This window comes from Sphingomonas sp. PAMC 26605 (assembly GCF_000241485.1).
In the GTDB taxonomy this organism is placed as follows: domain Bacteria; phylum Pseudomonadota; class Alphaproteobacteria; order Sphingomonadales; family Sphingomonadaceae; genus Sphingomonas.
Window position 1 is genome coordinate 47,840 of the sequence record NZ_JH584243.1, and the last position, 17,098, is coordinate 64,937.

General features: G+C 62.8%; 14 protein-coding genes and 5 pseudogenes. 14 read left to right on the forward strand and 5 right to left on the reverse strand.

Going from position 1 to position 17,098, the window contains the following annotated elements; all coding sequences use genetic code 11:
* Positions 1–39: 39 nt before the first annotated feature.
* Together RH90_RS19705 and RH90_RS19710 are read left to right on the forward strand one after the other, a co-directional pair.
* Positions 40–343 (forward strand): annotated as a pseudogene (locus tag RH90_RS19705) (CoA-transferase); the annotation flags it as partial.
* A gap of 173 nt (positions 344–516) precedes the next feature.
* Complete coding sequence (locus RH90_RS19710) at positions 517–924, forward strand: IS5 family transposase (RefSeq protein WP_198283476.1); 408 nt, start codon at positions 517–519, stop codon at positions 922–924.
* Between the two features lie 207 nt (positions 925–1,131).
* On the opposite strand, the gene RH90_RS19715 is transcribed toward RH90_RS19710, so the two are convergent.
* The gene (locus tag RH90_RS19715) at positions 1,132–2,157 is read right to left on the reverse strand and encodes an IS110 family transposase (protein WP_029625507.1); all 1,026 of its coding nucleotides are present in this window, start codon (positions 2,155–2,157) and stop codon (positions 1,132–1,134) included.
* Between the two features lie 96 nt (positions 2,158–2,253).
* On the opposite strand from RH90_RS19715, the pseudogene RH90_RS19720 reads away from it, so the two are divergent.
* Positions 2,254–2,682: pseudogene (locus tag RH90_RS19720) on the forward strand (IS5 family transposase); the annotation flags it as partial.
* A 62-nt stretch (positions 2,683–2,744) separates the two neighbouring features.
* Here RH90_RS19720 and RH90_RS22905 read toward each other — a convergent pair.
* A pseudogene (locus RH90_RS22905) lies at positions 2,745–3,049 on the reverse strand (integrase core domain-containing protein); the annotation flags it as partial.
* Between the two features lie 186 nt (positions 3,050–3,235).
* On the opposite strand from RH90_RS22905, the pseudogene RH90_RS19725 reads away from it, so the two are divergent.
* Positions 3,236–3,852, forward strand: a pseudogene (locus RH90_RS19725) (IS110 family transposase); the annotation flags it as partial.
* Positions 3,853–4,046: 194 nt separating this feature from the next.
* Here the strand turns inward: RH90_RS19725 and RH90_RS19730 are convergent.
* Positions 4,047–5,606: a carboxylesterase/lipase family protein gene (locus RH90_RS19730; RefSeq protein ID WP_029625510.1), complete on the reverse strand. Its 1,560-nt coding sequence runs from the start codon at positions 5,604–5,606 to the stop codon at positions 4,047–4,049.
* A 503-nt stretch (positions 5,607–6,109) separates the two neighbouring features.
* On the opposite strand from RH90_RS19730, the gene RH90_RS19735 reads away from it, so the two are divergent.
* The 10 genes from RH90_RS19735 to RH90_RS19775 all read left to right on the forward strand — a co-directional run bounded on the left by RH90_RS19735 (position 6,110) and on the right by RH90_RS19775 (position 14,279).
* Complete coding sequence (locus tag RH90_RS19735; RefSeq protein WP_010188379.1) at positions 6,110–7,402, forward strand: glycoside hydrolase family 1 protein; 1,293 nt, start codon at positions 6,110–6,112, stop codon at positions 7,400–7,402.
* Positions 7,403–7,877: 475 nt separating this feature from the next.
* Complete coding sequence (locus RH90_RS24855; RefSeq protein WP_010188380.1) at positions 7,878–8,264, forward strand: transposase; 387 nt, start codon at positions 7,878–7,880, stop codon at positions 8,262–8,264.
* A complete protein-coding gene (gene tnpB, locus RH90_RS19740; RefSeq protein ID WP_029625512.1) occupies positions 8,261–8,554 on the forward strand; it encodes an IS66 family insertion sequence element accessory protein TnpB in 294 nt (97 codons plus the stop codon). The genes RH90_RS24855 and tnpB overlap by 4 nt, the downstream gene beginning before the upstream one ends.
* Positions 8,555–8,976: 422 nt before the next feature.
* Positions 8,977–9,231 carry a GCG_CRPN prefix-to-repeats domain-containing protein gene (locus tag RH90_RS24860; RefSeq protein ID WP_010188382.1) on the forward strand — a complete coding sequence of 85 codons (255 nt, stop codon included), beginning with the start codon at positions 8,977–8,979 and terminating at the stop codon, positions 9,229–9,231.
* 81 nt (positions 9,232–9,312) lie between these two features.
* Entirely contained in the window at positions 9,313–9,726 is a 414-nt protein-coding gene (locus RH90_RS19750; protein ID WP_010188387.1) for an EF-hand domain-containing protein, read from the forward strand.
* 38 nt (positions 9,727–9,764) lie between these two features.
* Entirely contained in the window at positions 9,765–10,325 is a 561-nt protein-coding gene (locus RH90_RS19755; protein ID WP_010188389.1) for an RNA polymerase sigma factor, read from the forward strand.
* Complete coding sequence (locus RH90_RS19760; protein ID WP_010188391.1) at positions 10,318–10,716, forward strand: hypothetical protein; 399 nt, start codon at positions 10,318–10,320, stop codon at positions 10,714–10,716. Before RH90_RS19755 ends, RH90_RS19760 begins: the two co-directional genes overlap by 8 nt.
* Positions 10,717–10,720: 4 nt before the next feature.
* Positions 10,721–11,167 carry a periplasmic heavy metal sensor gene (locus tag RH90_RS19765; protein WP_010188393.1) on the forward strand — a complete coding sequence of 149 codons (447 nt, stop codon included), beginning with the start codon at positions 10,721–10,723 and terminating at the stop codon, positions 11,165–11,167.
* Positions 11,168–11,266: 99 nt separating this feature from the next.
* Entirely contained in the window at positions 11,267–12,595 is a 1,329-nt protein-coding gene (locus RH90_RS19770) for a hypothetical protein (RefSeq protein WP_157134763.1), read from the forward strand.
* Between the two features lie 214 nt (positions 12,596–12,809).
* Positions 12,810–14,279, forward strand: coding sequence for a sulfatase family protein (locus RH90_RS19775; RefSeq protein ID WP_010188397.1), 1,470 nt, complete (start codon positions 12,810–12,812; stop codon positions 14,277–14,279).
* 189 nt (positions 14,280–14,468) lie between these two features.
* Here the strand turns inward: RH90_RS19775 and RH90_RS19780 are convergent, their stop codons facing one another.
* Entirely contained in the window at positions 14,469–15,434 is a 966-nt protein-coding gene (locus RH90_RS19780) for an SUMF1/EgtB/PvdO family nonheme iron enzyme (protein ID WP_010188400.1), read from the reverse strand.
* Between the two features lie 210 nt (positions 15,435–15,644).
* Positions 15,645–16,885, reverse strand: a pseudogene (locus RH90_RS22915) (IS3 family transposase).
* Between the last annotated feature and the right edge of the window lie 213 nt (positions 16,886–17,098).

A 17,098-nucleotide genomic window follows, 5' to 3' on the forward strand; every position in this document is an offset into this window, starting at 1 on the left:
CGGTCGGGCTCTTAGACCTCATGGATGATTTGGTCAGTTATGCGCAGCAGGGAAATAGCCGTGGGTAGGAAGCAATATGTAGATGCAGCAGCGGCGCTCGACGGCGTGCTGTTTGACGGCATGATGATCGCCAGGCGGCTTCGGCCTGTGCGGCGTGCCCGAGCGATCGCTCGACGCGATCCTGGCGGCGGGGACGACGGGCCTGACCTTCGCATCGAACAATGCCGGGATCGACGGACAGGGCATCGGCAAGCTGCTGCGCTCTCGACAGGTAAAGAAGATGACCGCCAGCTATGTAGGCGAGAACAAGGAATTCGAACGACAATATCTGTCTGGCGAACTTCCCCTTCGCGTCCCGTTGCACCTTCGTTAGGTGTTTCATCCCACGGTTTAATGATGCGATCCTTTCGTTGGAATGGAAGGAAGCCATATGGGACAAGTTCGTCACGGGAGCGCCATGACCACGCACGCTGTGCTAGGCGGCGTGGACAAATTGGTTGACGCGAGATTCGGTGATTGATTCAAGGCTTCCTTTTGGAGGCGGGGTTGAGCCGGGGCGATCTGAGCGAAGCGGAATGGCGTGTTTTGAGAGGCTTGCTGCCGATTGATGCGGCGAGCCGTGGGCCTGGGCGACCGCCCGAAGAGAACCGTTCGATCATCAACGGCATCCTCTGGCGGCTGCGCTGCGGCACGCCTTGGCGCGACCTGCCGCCCAAATACGGCAACTGGAACACGATCTACCGGCGGTTTCGGCGCTGGAGCGAGGCCGGGGTCTGGGAGGCCGTTTCGGTCACGCTGGCCGAGATGATGGCGGACAGCGGCCATTACAGCATCGATAGTACCACCGTTCGCGCCCACGTCTCGGCAGCGGGCGGAAACGTATGGCTCGCCCCGTCGGCAAGCGGTTTGTGTCAGATGTTCTGAGCAGTCTGCGAAAACGTATCCGGCCTTTCGACGCGAGGTCGTTGGCCAAGATGGAGATCCGCGCGTTCTGGTCCTCATAAAGGGGCCGGCATCAAAGTGCCATTTTGCGCCGTAGGGTTCCAGTACACCGGTCGACTGTCAGGCCATCTTTCACTTACCTCCCGCAGACATCATCCAGCCGGCGCAGAGCGCGTCGGCCGATCTTGTTCAGGCCGCTTGTGCGACTGTTTCGTAGGTGCGTTCATGGCGCAGCAGTGCCCAAACGATGCGCGCCATCTTTGCCGCCAGCGCCACCACGACGGTGTTCGGGTGGGAGCGCGCGAGCAAGCCGCGCAGCCAGGCGCCAAGTCGCGTATCGCTTTTGCTCATCGTCGGCAGCGATGCACGAGCGCCCTGGATCAGGTTCTTGCGCAGATAGCGGCTGCCGCGCTTTGTGATACCGAGCAACCGCGGTTTGCCTCCGGTAGTCGCCTGTCGCGGAACCAAGCCCAACCATGCGGCAAGGTCCCGGCCACGCCCGAAGGTCCGGGCATCGCCGACTGCGGCAACGAGCGCGGTCGCATTGAGCGCACCGATACCGGGGATGGTCAGCAATCGCCGCGTCCGTTCATCCGCTCGGGCCGCCTCGATGAACTCGGCATCGAGATCAGCGATCCGCTCGTCGAGGGCGATCCATCGTAAGCGCATATCGCTGACGAGCCGATGGATGCGATGGCCGAGCACCGGCTCGTCACCGTCAAGCATCTCCCCCAACCGAACTGCCAGCTTTGCTCGTCCTTGCGGGACAATGTGGCCGCGCTCCAGGAGAAGGCTCCTGATCTGGTTCATCAACGAAGTGCGGTCGCCGACGAGTTGGTCGCGGATGCGGTGCAGCGTCTGCATGTCGAGTTGCTCTTCGGTCTTCAACTCGACGAACCGCATGGTCGGTCGTGTCGCCGCTTCCGCGATCGCCTCGGCATCGCGGTCATCGTTCTTCTGGGCCTTGACGTAGGGACGGACGTACTCTGGCGACATCAACCGCACCGAGTGACCTCGTCGCGCCAGCGCGCGGCCCATGTGATGGGCGCCGCAGCAGGCCTCCATCGCCACGACGCAGGCCGGTAGAGTCGCCGCGTAAGCGATGACTGTCTCGCGTCGCATCCGCCGACGGACAACCACCTTACCGGTTGCATCCAGGCCGACCACACTGCAGCTGTTTTTACCCAGATCGATCCCGAGAACTGATACGTCCATGTCCTTTGCTCCTTCCTCAAACGACCCGCTGTCGTGAAGCAACAACGGTTCAGATAAGGGGCGAGCCATCCATAAAGGGGGGCTCATCGACGCGCTCTTGGCCGCTCGCGGGGCGGGTTCACTAGTAAGCTTCACTGTCTGGCAGATGCCCGAGGACGACCGCTCGCCTTCCACCTGACAGTCGGCGAAGCGGCCGATTGCAAGGCCTACGACACGCTGATCGCCCTGCCGGAGCAGGTGCCAAAGGCGCTGCTGGCTGACAAGGGATATGACGCCGACGCCATCCGAGCCGACCTAGCGCGCCGCAACATCCAGGCCGTCATCCCGGGCCGATCAAACAGCCGGATCAAGATCGAACACGACCGGTCGCTCTACAAGGAACGCAATCATATCGAACGCTTCTTCGGCCGCCTCAAAATCAACCGCGCCATCGCCACCCGCTACGACCAGCTCGCCGAAAGCTTCCTCAGCATGATCCATATCGCCGCTGCTAGACACTGGCTCAAATTTGTCCACGCCGCCTAGTAGCAATACAGCGATCGCAAGCTTCGCTTGGGCAGCCCCCACCGGCTGGTCCGGGTAGATAGTTAGTGCATTGTCGTCTCCGCCGCAATTGCCGGGCGGAGGTAGAGCGAAGCGGAACCGGAGGCCGGCAATGGCGGTGTCGCCGTTTCCGGGGCCGGCGGCCTGTAGCCAAGGCTGCTGTGCGGCCGAAAGGTATTGTAGTGGCGTCGCCACGCTTCGATCAGCACCCTTGCTTCGGCGAGGTGTAGAAGATCTGGCCGTTGAGTAATTCGTCGCGCAGCGACCTGTTGAAGCTCTCATTATAGCCATCCTCCCATGGTGATCCCGATGCGATGTAAAGCGTCTTCACGCCGACCTGGCCGAGCCATTACTGCACGCATTGGCGGTAAATTCGGCGCCATAGCACATTGAGAAGCGCTGGTTCGGGAGCCGCGACGGCCCTGATCAAGACAAGGCCGCGTAGCGGCCGCAGGCTTCATCAGGGCAACCCATGGCCGGCCAGCAGAGGTCTAAAGTGAAGTTGCCGAGACAACACTTTGGAGGCCGACCGACCATGACCAAACTCCGTTCTACACCCGCCGGCGCCGTGCTGGTAGCGATCGACATGTCCAAGAACCGGCAGGAGGTCCTAATCGAGCGACCAGAAGGCGGCCGGCGCCGGCGTATGACGGTCTTGGCGGCCATGGATGACTATCACGGCTTTGCCGAACAGCTCGCTGCCATCGGTCGCCCCATCGTTGTCGGCTTTGAGGCGACCGGCAACTATCACCGGACCCTCGCGCACCGCCTTCTGACCGCGGGGTTCGAGCTGCGCCTCGTCTCATCGGTTGCCTTGGCCCGAACCCGCGAGGCGTTGCACAACGGCTGGGACAAGAACGATTCGAAGGACGCGCAGGTCATTCTGCACATGCTCCGCATTGGCGCTACCCAGCGCTATGTCGATCCGCTAGCCGCCGACATCAACGATCTTCAGTAGCTGTCGAAGACCCACGAGGTTCTTTCAAGATGAAGACCCAGACCTGCCATCGAATCCTGACTCATTAACTGCCGCTCTATTCCCCGCGATCGCCCGCTTGTGGGCAACAGCCGTCGGACTGGTTCCTGGAACTGGTCGAGCGGTTCCCGACCCCTGCCAGCATCACCGCGCTCGATCGGGAAGCCTTCTCGGCGGAGTGTTTGGTCCCAATGCGCGTTGATCAGAACCCATGTGCCCACTTGCGCAGCCCGATGAAGATGATGCGCCACGGTTGATCCGCGAGCAACGCATTAGATCCCGCCTATTCGTTGTTACTTTTCCAAACTGGGGGGTAACATGATCTTTCTACCGTCACGAGGTGGACGGCTGCATCGTTGGCACGGTCCGGTCACGGGGCCGAGTGAGCATCCTCCGCAGCTCGAACAACATCAAGACGGTCGGGAAAAAGCGGCGGCCGCATTCTGACGCCCTCGACACCAAACTCAAGGACCAAGCTATCGTCCGCCTGGTGACGCAACCACCGCGTTCCTCTCGCTGTACCGGGATCACCGGTCTTGGCGAAATTGGTCCAGTAGGTCTGCATGGCGTCGGCGATCGCCAAGTCTTCGGCAGTTGCTGCCGGGATCAGCTGATCGCCGATCCGAACCGGTCGCGCAGGCAGCGACGTGAAGACGTAGGGCACTTCGGCTCCGTGCGTAGCACCAGGAAGCGCTGCGCGCAGTGCGACGGGAACGTACGAGAAATAGTATCTAAAGACAGGTTGGCCCGCTTCGGACGCTCGGGTGGCGAGGAAGCGGTCCGGTTCGGTGATTAGCTTGACCGTCATCAGGTTGAGAGCAGCCTTCCGGACATTGCCGTCGCCGAACAGCGCGACCGCTTGCTTCGGTTCTACCCCGCTCTGCGCAATCACCTTGTCTGGCGCGGCGGAGATGGCCGCGGCGAAAAGGCTGGCTTCGAAGCTATTACCGCCCACTAGATACGGTATACGCGCCTGACGGCCCTTCGTGAACGCGACGTCGACGCGTTCACGCACGATCCGTCCGTCTAGCATGGGTCTGGGTGTTCCGGGATCGAGTAAATCGTTCGTTTTCTCGAGAATTACATCGGCGGATAGCGCACGCAGCGCCTCCGCCGCGGCCGGCCCCTCTCCCTGCACTCCATGTCGCTTGGCGAAAGACGTGCCGGATAATTCGGCGGATGCGAGGGTGGAGAAGACGTTGCGACCGAAGCCGGACTCCGAGATCGCTTTCGCGAACAGGTTATGGCTTGCCGGCGACGTCATCAGTGTGTTGACCGAGATCGCGCCAGCGGATTCGCCGAAAATGGTCACGTTGCCTGGATCGCCGCCGAACGCCGAGATGTTGCGCTTTACCCATTTCAGCGCCGCGATCTGGTCCATAATGCCATAGTTGCCGAACGGCCCAACGCCATTGCCGTCATCCAGCGCGGGATGCGCGAAGAAGCCGAAGCGGCCGAGGCGATAGTTAAAGCTGACGAGCACGACGCCTCGCCGCGCGAACGCGGTGCCGTCATAGAAGGGTGATGCGCTCGAGCCTACGACGAAGCCCCCCCCGTAGATCCACACCATCACAGGCAGTCGCTTCCCCGCCGCGCGTCTGGGCGCCCAGACGTTCAGCGTTAGGCAGTCCTCACTTTGCAGGGTGCCGCCGTCGAGATCGTTCTTGGCTTGCCGGCACGAAGCTCCGAGTGTGGTTGCGAGGCGTGTTTCTTTCCATGGTTGGACTGGTTGCGGTGCACGCCACCGCAGCGGGCCGACGGGCGGCGCGGCGAACGGGATCCCTTTGAATGCGGCAACTCCATCGCCGACGATTCCTTGAAGGGTTCCATCCGATATTCGGACTCGGTCGGAGGACACCGTGTCCTGGGCCGAGGCGCAGGTCGAGGACAGAACGAATGCCACAAGAATGGTGCGTAGTTCGTTTGCCATCGTTTATCGATCCGCTTCGGTACAAGTGAGCACGTTATGCCCTCGCGGACGACTTGTCGAATTTATCCCGCATGCACGGTAGGCGCCCGCTGTGATGCGCAATCGGAACTGCAGTAAAGGGTAATTTCGGCTCACGTTGATTGAGACTGATCGAGGCTGCAGACGAACTTTGGTAGAGGCGGAAATGTTTCCAGGATCGAGGTCTTTGACCCGGCTCGCCGACCTAGCCCCGACGCGCAAGCATTAGCGGCCGGGGAAGAAATTGTCGCGCTCGTCTATTCGATCCGCGGGAAGGGCTAAGCTCCGCCAGAAACCCTCAGATGTTACCAGATGGTAAACACCGTGCAGTCAAGGACGATGGTCACCCGATCGTGGGCACCTTCGCGCCAACGGAGCTGCCAGAAGCCCGCGTCATGACAGGCTTGTCAATTATGGGATCGCGTGCGACCTCATTCGCGGCGATGAGGCGGAGCGGCCGGCCTATGATATCGAGACGGGCAGCGATGACGGGCGTGGGTGCGGCCGCCGGGGCCGGCGCACTGGCGTCCGCCGCCCCTGCCTTCGCAGGCCCGCGGCGCGCGCCCAAGGGTTTCTTGTGGGGCACCGCGATCTCGGCCTATCAGAGCGAGGGCAACAACACGAACACCGACGTGTGGTTGCTCGAGACGCTGAAGAACAGCGTGTTCGAGGATCGTTCGGGCGATGCGTGCGACAGCTACGATCGCTACGAGGAGGATATCGCGCTCGCGGCCAAGCTCGGCTTCAACTGCTACCGCATGGGAATCGAATGGGCACGGATCGAGCCCGAACCCGGCCGTTTCTCGAACGCCGCGCTCGACCATTACAAGCGCGTCCTGCAATGCTGCCGCGACCACCATCTGGCGCCGGTCGTGACGTTTAGCCACTTCACCGTGCCTTTGTGGTTCGCGAAGCTCGGCGGGTTCGAGGTTGCGGACGGCGCTGACCTGTTTGCACGTTATTGCGCTCGCGCAGCGAAGGCGCTGGGGCCCTTGATGGCGATGGCGTCCACCTTCAACGAGGCGAACATTCCGCTGCTGCTGCGCCTGCTTCGCGCGAGCGAGCCCGCGGAGTCGAAGGCCAAGAACAAGGCGATGATTGCGGAGGCGGTCAAGGCGACCGATTCGCTCCTGTTCTCGTCGCTGCTCTTCGCCGATGCGGACAAGCTCCAACCCGTGCTGCTCGATGCGCATGCCAAAGCGTACCGCGCGATCAAGGCGGCGGCCCCAGCCCTTCCCGTCGGCGTGACCCTGTCGATGCAGGCGGTGGAGGGCGTCGGCCCGAACAACCTGGCATCAGTGATCGAACAGGCGATGTATGGCGGCTGGATCGAGGCCGCCAAGCAGAGCGACTGGATCGGCGTGCAGACCTACACGCGGGTCATCGTCGATGCGCGCGGTCGCGTCGCGCTGCCCAAGGATGCGGAGATGACGCAGGCAGGCTATGAATTCTATCCTAGCGCGCTCGGCGCGACGATCCGTTACGCAGCGCAAACGATCGGCAAGCCGCTCTACGTCACTGAATCCGGCATCGCCACCGACGACGATACGCGCCGTATCGCCTTCATTGACGCGGCGATCGCCGAAGTAGGCAAGTGCATCGACGAGGGGATCGACGTGAGAGGCTATGTATACTGGTCGCTGCTGGACAATTTCGAATGGTCAAAGGGCTATTCACAGCGTTTCGGCCTGGTCGCGGTCGATCGTACGAGCTTCGCCCGCACCCCTAAACGAAGCTCGATGCATCTGGGCCTGCGCGCGAAGGCCAACACGCTGTGACTGCACAGCGCGACGTCGGTTCGATCACCGGCATGTCCTCGGGGTCGGCACGATCTTCGCCGAAGGGCTCGCGCAAAGCGGCTACGACCTGAACCTGGTCGCGCGAATTGCCGATCGTCTGTTGACGCAAGCGGACCGACGACGCACGAGACGGGCAATGCGATCCGTGTCTTGTCCGCCGATCTGTGCGTGTCGGCGTACATCGAACGCGTCGCGGCTTGGATCGGGATCGATCCGCGGATCACGACGCTGCTTAACAGTGCGTCGTTGGCCTCGTCACCCTGCCGGATGCTGGCGACTTGGTAGCGATTGCGATCGCACGGACGATACTAAATGCTACCTCGTCGTATCCTTCCCGGTATGCCTTGCGATTACCCATAAGTATCTTAGCCATCCGGCTGGAGCCGCCTTGCTGGTTGTGAGAGGGAGCTAGATGATGTCTTTACAGTCGCATGTAAGGACGTCGGTTTAGATCATGGGCGCAGGTACGATCCTGGCGGGACCGGAGCGTCGCCGTCGCTGGAGCGATGAGCAGCGCGAGCAGATTCTCGCAGAGGCGTTTCAGTCGGGCGCGCGGGTCTGCGACGTGGCGCGGCGCCATCAGGTTGCCCGCGGCCTAATCTACGAGTGGCGGCGAGCGATCGACGCCAGGCGGCCCGGCCTTCGTGTCGGCGGGGCTGGCGGACGAGCAACCCGAGCAAGTGAGCGAGCCCATTATCGCTGCCGTTTTCGATTTACCGGACGGCGGGCGGCTGAAGATCTTTGTTTTGGCGTCCCCTGCCTTGACGGCAGCGGCCTTGAAGGCGAAGCGATACTCCCGTCGGACGCGCGGGTGTGGATCGCGATGGCCATACCGACATGAGGAAGGGGATGCAGGGTCTGGCTCTGCTCGTGCAGCAAGGTCTGGGCTGCGATCCGCATGGCGGCGACCTGTACGTGTTCCGAGGTCATGCCGGATCGTTGGTCAAGATCATCTGGCATAATGGGATTGGCGCATCGCTCTTCGCCAAGCGGATTGAGCGAGGCCTCTTCATCTGGCCCTCGGAGAAGGATGGGGTGGTGTCCTTGACGCGCTCGCAGCTGGGTTGCCTGCTCGACGGGATAGACTGGCGTAATCCTCAGCATAGCCGGCGCCCGGCGAGCGCAGGATAGCGAAGAACTTGCCGAACAGATGTCACCCGAAGACGGCTGCCTTCGTGTCATCGACAGTCTCGACGAAACGGCCGAGTCCGTCACCGCGTTCACTTCAAGGGGCCGAGATCACCTCAACGAGATGCTCGACGATCGACGCTCACGGTTTCTGCGAGACAGCTGAGGCAATGTGGCCCTCGCCGGATCGATACTCGCCGGCTGCCCACAAACGGTCATCCACAGCGCGACTCACGCTTCCGGAAACCAACTGCTCGTTCAGCTATCGAACCTGATCGCTATCTGCGCCCAATCGCTCCCCCTCCGCGCCAATCGCAAAAGGACAAAAAACGTCGCGCTGTGCGACGGAATCGAGAGTGCTCTGCGTTCAACACATGTCGAGCGTGCCGATACGGCGCGCACCGGCCGTGTTGGAGCAAGACTGTATGAAAAAACTTTTGTTGATCGCATTGGCGGTAAGCGCCGCTGTCACGTCCATCGCACCTGCCGAAGCCGGTCAAGGCTGCGGTCCCGGGTTCCATCGCGGTCCTAACAATGGGTGCCGCCCCAACCGCGGACCGGCCGTCGTCGCCATCGGTGTGCCGCGGATCGGCGTGTTCTATCACGGGCGCGGCTATTGGGATGGCAATCGCTATTGGGGCCACCGTGACCGCTGGCATGGCGGCTGGCGCTATCGTTGAGCCTGAACGGTTGGGGACGTCCAGCCGGGCGCCCCCATTTCACCTCCGCATCGAATACGGACCTTTACCGGAAAGCATGCCATGACCTCGAAGATCCAATCCCTCCCTATTATTGCTGTCTTGTTGGCTTTCGCCCCGATGGCGGCGTGCGCTTCGCCCGCCGCACCCGCCAGCGGCAAAAACATGACACTGGAACAGTTCCAGGCGCGCCACGAGAAGAAGCTGCTGGCCGCCGATAACGACGGCGATGGCCGCGTGAGCCGCGCCGAATTCGTCGCGGCGGCTAAAGCCGGCAAGGGCGACCCCGCCAAGCGCTTCGCCAGGCTCGACCGCAATAGTGACGGCACGCTCGACAGAGCGGAAATCGATGCCATGCTTGCGCGACGGTTCAAGCGCATGGACACCAATGGCGACGGCGTGATCAGCCCGCAGGAACGCGTCGCGGCGCATGCCGGCAAGGACACGGGCAAGTCAGCCGCCCGATCGGATACCTGATGCTGGATCGGCGGGCATGGGGTTAGGAACGCACGCGGTTGAGCGAACTCGATCCGGATGCGACATTGATCGCACGCGTCGGTTGCGGCGATCAGTTGGCGACGCGCATGCTCGTCGCGGCCAAGCTGCCGCGGATGCTCGCGCTGGCGACGCGCATGTTACACGATGGTGCCGAGGCGGAGGACGTGACGCAGGAAGCGTTCGTCCGGATCTGGCGGACCGCCGCGGCGTGGCGGCCCGGCCGTGCGCGCTTCGATACCTGGCTGCACACAGTGGTGCTCAATCTGTGCCACGACCGGCTGCGCAAGCGGCGCGATCTCTTAAGCGACGTGATGCCCGAGACTGCCGATCCTGCGCCGGATGCGGAAACCGAGCTGATCGAAACCGAGAGAGGCCACGCGGTGTCGGAGGCGATTGCCGCACTGCCCGAACGCCAGCGCGAGGCCATTCTGCTCGTGCACTATCAGGACCTGTCCGGCCCGGAGGCAGCGGCAGCGCTGGAGATCAGCGTCGAGGCGCTGGAATCGCTGCTGGCCCGCGGACGACGGTCGCTTCGCGGTCACTTCGCCGCTGTGCAGGAGCTCGCCGCGCATGACTGAACCGCTGACCCTCAAGCGCTTCCTCGAACTCGCCGGCGCCTATGGCGGGGTCATCGCGCGGTGGCCCGAAGCCGATCGCTACGCGGCGCTGCTGCTAGCGCGCGATCCAGCCGCCATGGTGATCCTGGCCGAGGCGTCGATGCTGGACGATGCGCTCGACGCTTGGCGCGTACCAGGGCCCGTCGATACGTTACGCGAGGCGGTTCTCGCCGCCGCGCCTGCACCCGTGTCAAGTTTCACGATCAAGCCACCGTTGTGGTGGTCCGGCCTCGGCATCGCGGCTGCGCTGGCCGGCGCGGCCGTCGGCAGCGCCGCAGTGGCGATGGTCGCCCCGACCGAGACGAGCGGCGGCGGCACGTCGTTCGGCGATGTGCTTGGACAGGAGAGCTGATGCCATGAGCAAAATGCGTATCGCGATGGCGATCTCAATCCTGCTCAATCTGTTTCTGGCGGGCGCGCTGGTAGCGGGTACGGTCCTGCTGCGATCCGGCGGCCGGATGATCAACGCCGGATCGCTGCGGATCGCGGGCGCCGAACTGCCAGTCGGCGAACGCCGAGCGTTCCGCGCGGCGTTACGCGCCGCGCGCAGGACGGTGCGTCCGACCATCCTGAAAAGCAGGGCAGCCAAGGTCGAGGCGGCGGCCTTTTTGGGCCGGCCCACCGTCGACCAATCCGCTGTGCTTGTCGCGCTTGATCGCGCCCGAGTTGCCGACATCGCCGTCCGCGCTGCGGTCGAGCAGCGCGCCGTCGCCTTCGCCGCGACGCTTCCGCCCGTTGACCGCGCCAGGCTCGCCGATGCGATGCAGCGTCGCGCGATCGGGACCGGCCTTGGCACGGAATAATTAAACGACAAGTTTGGCGGTCTGCGTATTAATGGCAATCCCGGTAGAACATCATTGCAACCTGCTTCACAAATATCCGCCGTCTTGGAGAGTTTGAACATGGAAGGCACATTGCCACCGCAAATGCCTGCACGAACTGCTCTTCCCGATTGGTCCAGCTGCACGCTGCGCTTTGGCGGCGCCCTTTTTTTAACAGCCTTGGGATCGGTATCGGGCGGAATCTCCATGCCCAGTTGGGCGACGGGCCAAGCGGCGGCCCAGCAAAGGACGAACACTGACAAGGAGCTCGCGATCGAGCCGATGACGTCGATAGATGGAAATGGTTCAGGCTATTTCGCCGATCCACAGCCCATTCACCTAGCGTCGTCCGAACGTTCCGTGCAGCTTCTCTCAGGAACGACGAAGGCAATCTTGGCTTGTCGTTATCCGACACGTCCGGGCTGTTTCTCCTGGAAGCCCATAACGATTGACGCGGGGTCGCTCCGGCCCATGATCGCCGCGGCGGGGGCGACGGTCACAAACTTCCAGAATCTAGATCTATACCAAGACGACGACGGCGGCTGGCATGCCGCAGTGACAATTGGCGTGCGGAGCGCCGCACATCCCAAGCACTGGACGGTCATCGCGCATGCGCATCCCACGTCCCCCGCCCTACCGGGCTCTGCTCCTACCACCTGGTCGGCTGACGTAGTTCTTGGCGGGTCTTTCTCGAAACCCGTAGAGGGCAATTATGATGCCAAGTACTTCGAGGATAATGGCCGCCTCTACATGCTCTACGTCGATGCTATCGCTACGCCGCCCGCGTTGCGGAACGCGATATTTCTCCAACCGATGCTGTCGCCGACTCGCTTGGCACCTACGCGCCGCTTCGCGCTGCTAGCCCCGGAAGACCGCGCCAACGGCCGGGAGCTCGCGTCCGAACTCTACGGCAACACTCAGGCGAGGCTAGTCGAAGCGCCGTACATCTCGCGGATCGGCGGTAAATATGCTCTAATTTATTCAAGCGGAGCCTACCTTACGACCGGCTACAAGGCGGGCATCGCTTGGTCCGACACGCTGCTTCCATCGGCCGGCGGAAGCTATCGTAAAGTCTTCGCGGCGGACTCCGGGGGGATCTGGGGTGAGCGCGGCAAACGTGAGGTACGTTACCTCGTCCAGTCCGCCAGATTGCTTTGGCCCAATTTCACCGGTGTCCAGGTCATCGGACCGGGAGTGGCCGCGGCTGTCCATGGGCCGGACGGAGCTTGGCTGCTGTATTTCAACGGGTTCGCACCGGGAGATATGCCGCTTGGACAGAACGGACGCGTCGCCGGCAACCACCGACGCCCTTACTATCTTCGGCTCGATGTCAACGTCCCCGCCGACCGCTCGGTATCGTCCGCTTCCGATTCAGAGTTGGCCTCCTGGGTAGTGCCTGAGGCACGCTGATCGTCGAGACTAGACGTCGCTGCCTCGCAAATATCGGTCACGTTGGCGTTCCGTTGCGGCGTTCTAAACACTGTCCGACCCGTAGCCTTGGCTACGACCATAGGCCCCGGAAGCGGCAATACGCCATTGGTGGCAGAGATTACATTGCACTAACAATCAAAGCGACCACTCGGTGGGAGCCGATCACGACTGCCGAAGGCGAGGAGAACGAGTGATGCGGAAACGCGAATTTCTGACCGGTACGGTTTTGACGACGCTTGCCGCGACGTTGCCGGCCCAGGCGGCGAAAGCTCGGCCCCCAGCCTCCGCCAAGCGGATGAACGTGCTCATCATCACGGTGGATGACATGGACGTGTCGATGCCAGGCTATATGGGCAACAAGCATGGCCTGACGCCAAACCTCGACGCACTCGCGCTGCGTTCGCACGTTTTCGAGAATTGCCGCGGCGCCGCGCCTATCTGCATGCCGTCTCGCGAGGCGTTTATGAGCGGACTGGTGCCGCATCGCAACGGCCCGGGTGGATTCGATCCCATGTACCAGGGTACGCCGTCGCTCTGCTCGATCCTGACAGCTGCGGGCTGGTACAGCGCCGCGAGCCACAAGCTTGCACATATGCAGCCGCGTAGTTCTTTTCCGTGGGACGATCTGCTTGGCGGCGGCGACCGCAACGTGCTGGTCCATGCCGCGGAGTTCAATCGCGCGGTCGCCAATGCCAAGGCACGGAGCGCGCCGTTCTTCATCAATTGTAACATCAACGATCCGCATCGCCCATTCTATGGCAGTCCCGGCGGCTTGAAGAAGGACCACAACAACGAGGGGCCTTTCCGCATTCCTCGCGAACTTGGCCCGGACGATGTCGAGGTGCCGCCCTTCCTGGAAGATCTGCCCGACATCCGCACAGAGCTGTCGCAATACAGCAACAGCGTCCAGCGCGCAGACATTGCGATCGGGCAGATCCTCAGGGCGCTGAAGGATAGCGGTGAAGAATCCACCACGATCGTGCTGTTCTGCAACGACCACGGCATGCCTTTCCCGTTCTCCAAAGCGACCGGATACGAACACGGTACGCGCGTGCCGGCGCTACTACACTATCCGGGGATGAGCACGCCGCGGCGCTTTTCCAACCTGTGCTGCAATGTCGATATCATGCCGACTGTGCTCGATTTGCTCGAGCTGCCGGTGCCTGGCGGAATCGACGGAACATCGTGGTTGCCGCGGATGCGCGGCGAGAAGGTCGCCGATCCCGAGTTCATCATCACTTATGTCAACGGCGTTGCGAACGGGCAGCTTTTCCCGGTGCGAACGATCCAGGACCACCAGTATGCGCTGCTCTATCAAATCTGGTCGGACGGCGAGCGCAAGCTGACGGTGGATGCGCTAACTGGCCTGACATTCCGAGCGATGGTCCGGGCCGGCGTAAGCGATCCAAAGATTGCGGCGCGCGCGCACCAATATCAGTTCGGCATTCCGATCTCGTTCTACGACAAACAGGCTGATCCCGGTCAGCGCGTCAATCTGATCGACGCGTCCGCGTATCAGGCCCGGATCGCGCGAATGCGCGATGCGATGCTCGCAGAAATGGTCCGCACGAAGGACCCGCAACTGGAAAACGTCCGCACGATGATCGCGGGCGGCAAGCCGGTCGTCGGGCCGGGCGCGCACCGTGTGACAGACGAGGGGTAAGGGCAGCGGGATACGCAGCGCCGTGCACCGAAGCACGGGCGGCACCACCCGGAATCGCTGGCGATCACTTTAGACAATTCGGGGGTATTGCACAGCAGGGACGCCGAATTGTCCTGTCGACGCGGCCGATCCCGGACCGAAGACGGCGTCGATGGAGCTCGATCTGCGCGACCGAAATCCCGCCGCGGGTTACCGCGTCGCTTTATTCTGCATGACGCAGCGAAAGCCGATATGGCCGGTCGCACCGTCGATCGTCTGGGGATGGCGCGCGGCCGGGCGGTAGCGTTGGCAATAATTAGCGGCGCACAGATGCGAACCACCTTTCAGCACCTTGCGGCCGATCCGAACGGGTTTGGCGAGGTCCATGCTCGCGCGCAGCGTGCCGCCCCGCGGATCGGGCACGGCGCAACAACTGGGCGCGGCCTTACCGCCAGCCTTGCGGCTGAGGGTGTAGCAGTCGCGCGTCCACTCCCAGACGTTGCCGATCATGTCGTACAGTCCGTAACCATTGGGCGGATAGTGGCCAACCGGGGTGGTGCGGTAGCCGCCGTCCGCGCGCTGGTTGGCGAAGGGGAAGAGTCCTTGCCAATAATTGGCGAGGACGCGACCCCCCGGCGCAAGTTCGTCGCCCCAGGCGTATTCGACCCCGTCCAGCCCACCGCGAGCGGCGAACTCCCATTCGGCCTCGGTCGGCAGCACCTTGCCTACCCAGGCCGCATAAGCTTGGGCATCGGCGAACGCGACATGAACGACGGGATGGTCAAGCAGATCGTCAATGCCGCTATCTGGCCCGGTCGGGTGGCGCCAGTCCGCGCCGTGGCGGAACGCCCACCATCGCGTGTGGTCATGGAGCGGGACTAACGCATCGGTGCGCTCGAACACCAGTGAGCCGGCCACCGCATCGGCAGGGGCCATGCCCGGATAATTCGCAGGATCTGGCGCGATCTCGGCGACGGTGCGGTAGCCGGTAGCTTCGACGAACTCCGAGAACTGGCGATTGGTGACGGGATGCGTATCGATCCAAAAGTCCTCGACCTTTACCCGGCGCAGCGGCCTCTCCTCGGAATAGAACGCTTCCGAGCCCATCTTGAAGCTGCCGCCTGCGATGTGCCGCATACCTTCGAGCTGCCGGACGTCAATATTGGTCAATGCCATGCTCATTCTTCTTCCTGCTCCGGCGCCCACACACCGCCCAGCTTGCCGCCGTCCAGCTTACTGCGCACGCCGCCCGCCAATCTCTTCCGCTAAGAATCGACGAAGTAGCTCGATGCCCAGATAGCCTGCTTTTTGCAACCGAGCCCTTCGATTGACACCACGACCGCCAATGGTCGGCTGGTGTTCGCTATCTTCGCCTGTTGTTGCCCCCTAAAGGCCTGACAGAGCCTCGCAGGTTTGCGCGATGAACTCGCGGGGTGATCGATAGCGCAAAGCGCGGTGCGGATGCACCTCGTTATAATGGTCGAACCAGCCGGGCAGTTGGTCGATAACGCTCTGCGCATCTGGCCGAGGGTTTACGCGGACATAATCGCGCTTGAGGGTGCGAACGAACGCCTCAGCCATGCCATTCGATTGAGGGCTGCTTACCGGGGTCGTGCGCGGGATCAGTCCAATGCCCCGGGCGAAGGCGCGCGTGGTGCGAGCAGTGTAGCAGCTGCCGTTATCGGTAAGCCATTCGATCGGTTCGGGCACGCGGTTCACCTGTCCGTAGCGATGCTCGACGGTGGCGACCATCAAGTCCTGAACGTCCTCGGCGGTGATGCCGCCCGTCGTCGCCACGTGTCCCATCGCCTCGCGATCGCAGCAGTCGAGCGCGAAGGCGACACGCACCTTCTCGCCATTGTCGCAGGTGATCTCCAACCCGTCGGAGCACCAGCGGGTGTTGCGGAGGTCGACGGCGACCCGGCCGTCGTGACGCCGCTCCTCGCGGCGTTCGCCGTCCCGCTGTAGCAGCAGCCCATGCACTTTCATGACGCGGTAGACGCGTTTCGGATTGGGCGCTTCGCGCCCAGTCTCTTCGGCCTGTCGGCGCAGTAGGGCATGAACGCGGCGATAGCCGTAGGTTGGCAGATCGGCGACGAGCACGCGGATGTCGGCGACCAAATCGGCATCCGGCAGCGGTGGTCGTCCGCGTGGTCGGGGCGCTGGGGGATGCCGCATTGCGGACAGGTGTGGGCGAGCGAGGCCGACCGCCTCTGCGACCGCGCTCACCGTCCATCCCGTGGCAACAAGGTCGAGCGCAACAGCGGTTTTTTTGGGCCTGCGGCCCGGGACACGGCCTCGCGCAGTAGCTCGTTCTCCATGGCTTTCTTTCCGAGCAGCCGGTGTAGTTCGCGCACCTGCGCCTCGAGCGCACGGTATTCAGACGCCGGCACCACTTCCTCGCCAGCTGCCGCGGCGGTCAACGCACCCTGTGCCATCAGGCGCCGCTAGGTGAAGATCTGATTGCCACCGATGCCGTGCCGGCGGGCGACGAGCGACACGCTCATCCCGGGCAAATACGTCTCCTCCACGATCCGGACCTTCTCCTCCGGTGTCCATCGCCTCCGGCGCTGAACACCGGAGAGAACCTCGCCATCGTTGTAACGCCTGGTTTTACCGTCAGTCATATGCCTCACTCTTATCTAAGAGCGGGGCCCTGTCAGGTCATTTAGGGGGCCACCTCAGCACGTCACGTCAAATCGACCAGCAATTGCTAATAACCGTCCATCCAGCGGCAGCCGCGAGAGCACGCGCTATGTCGTGAAATATCGTGCATTGTTCTCCTTACGTCCGCGGATGGGCGTCCCGCATCGTTGCAAAAGGGAACCCTTTTGCAACAG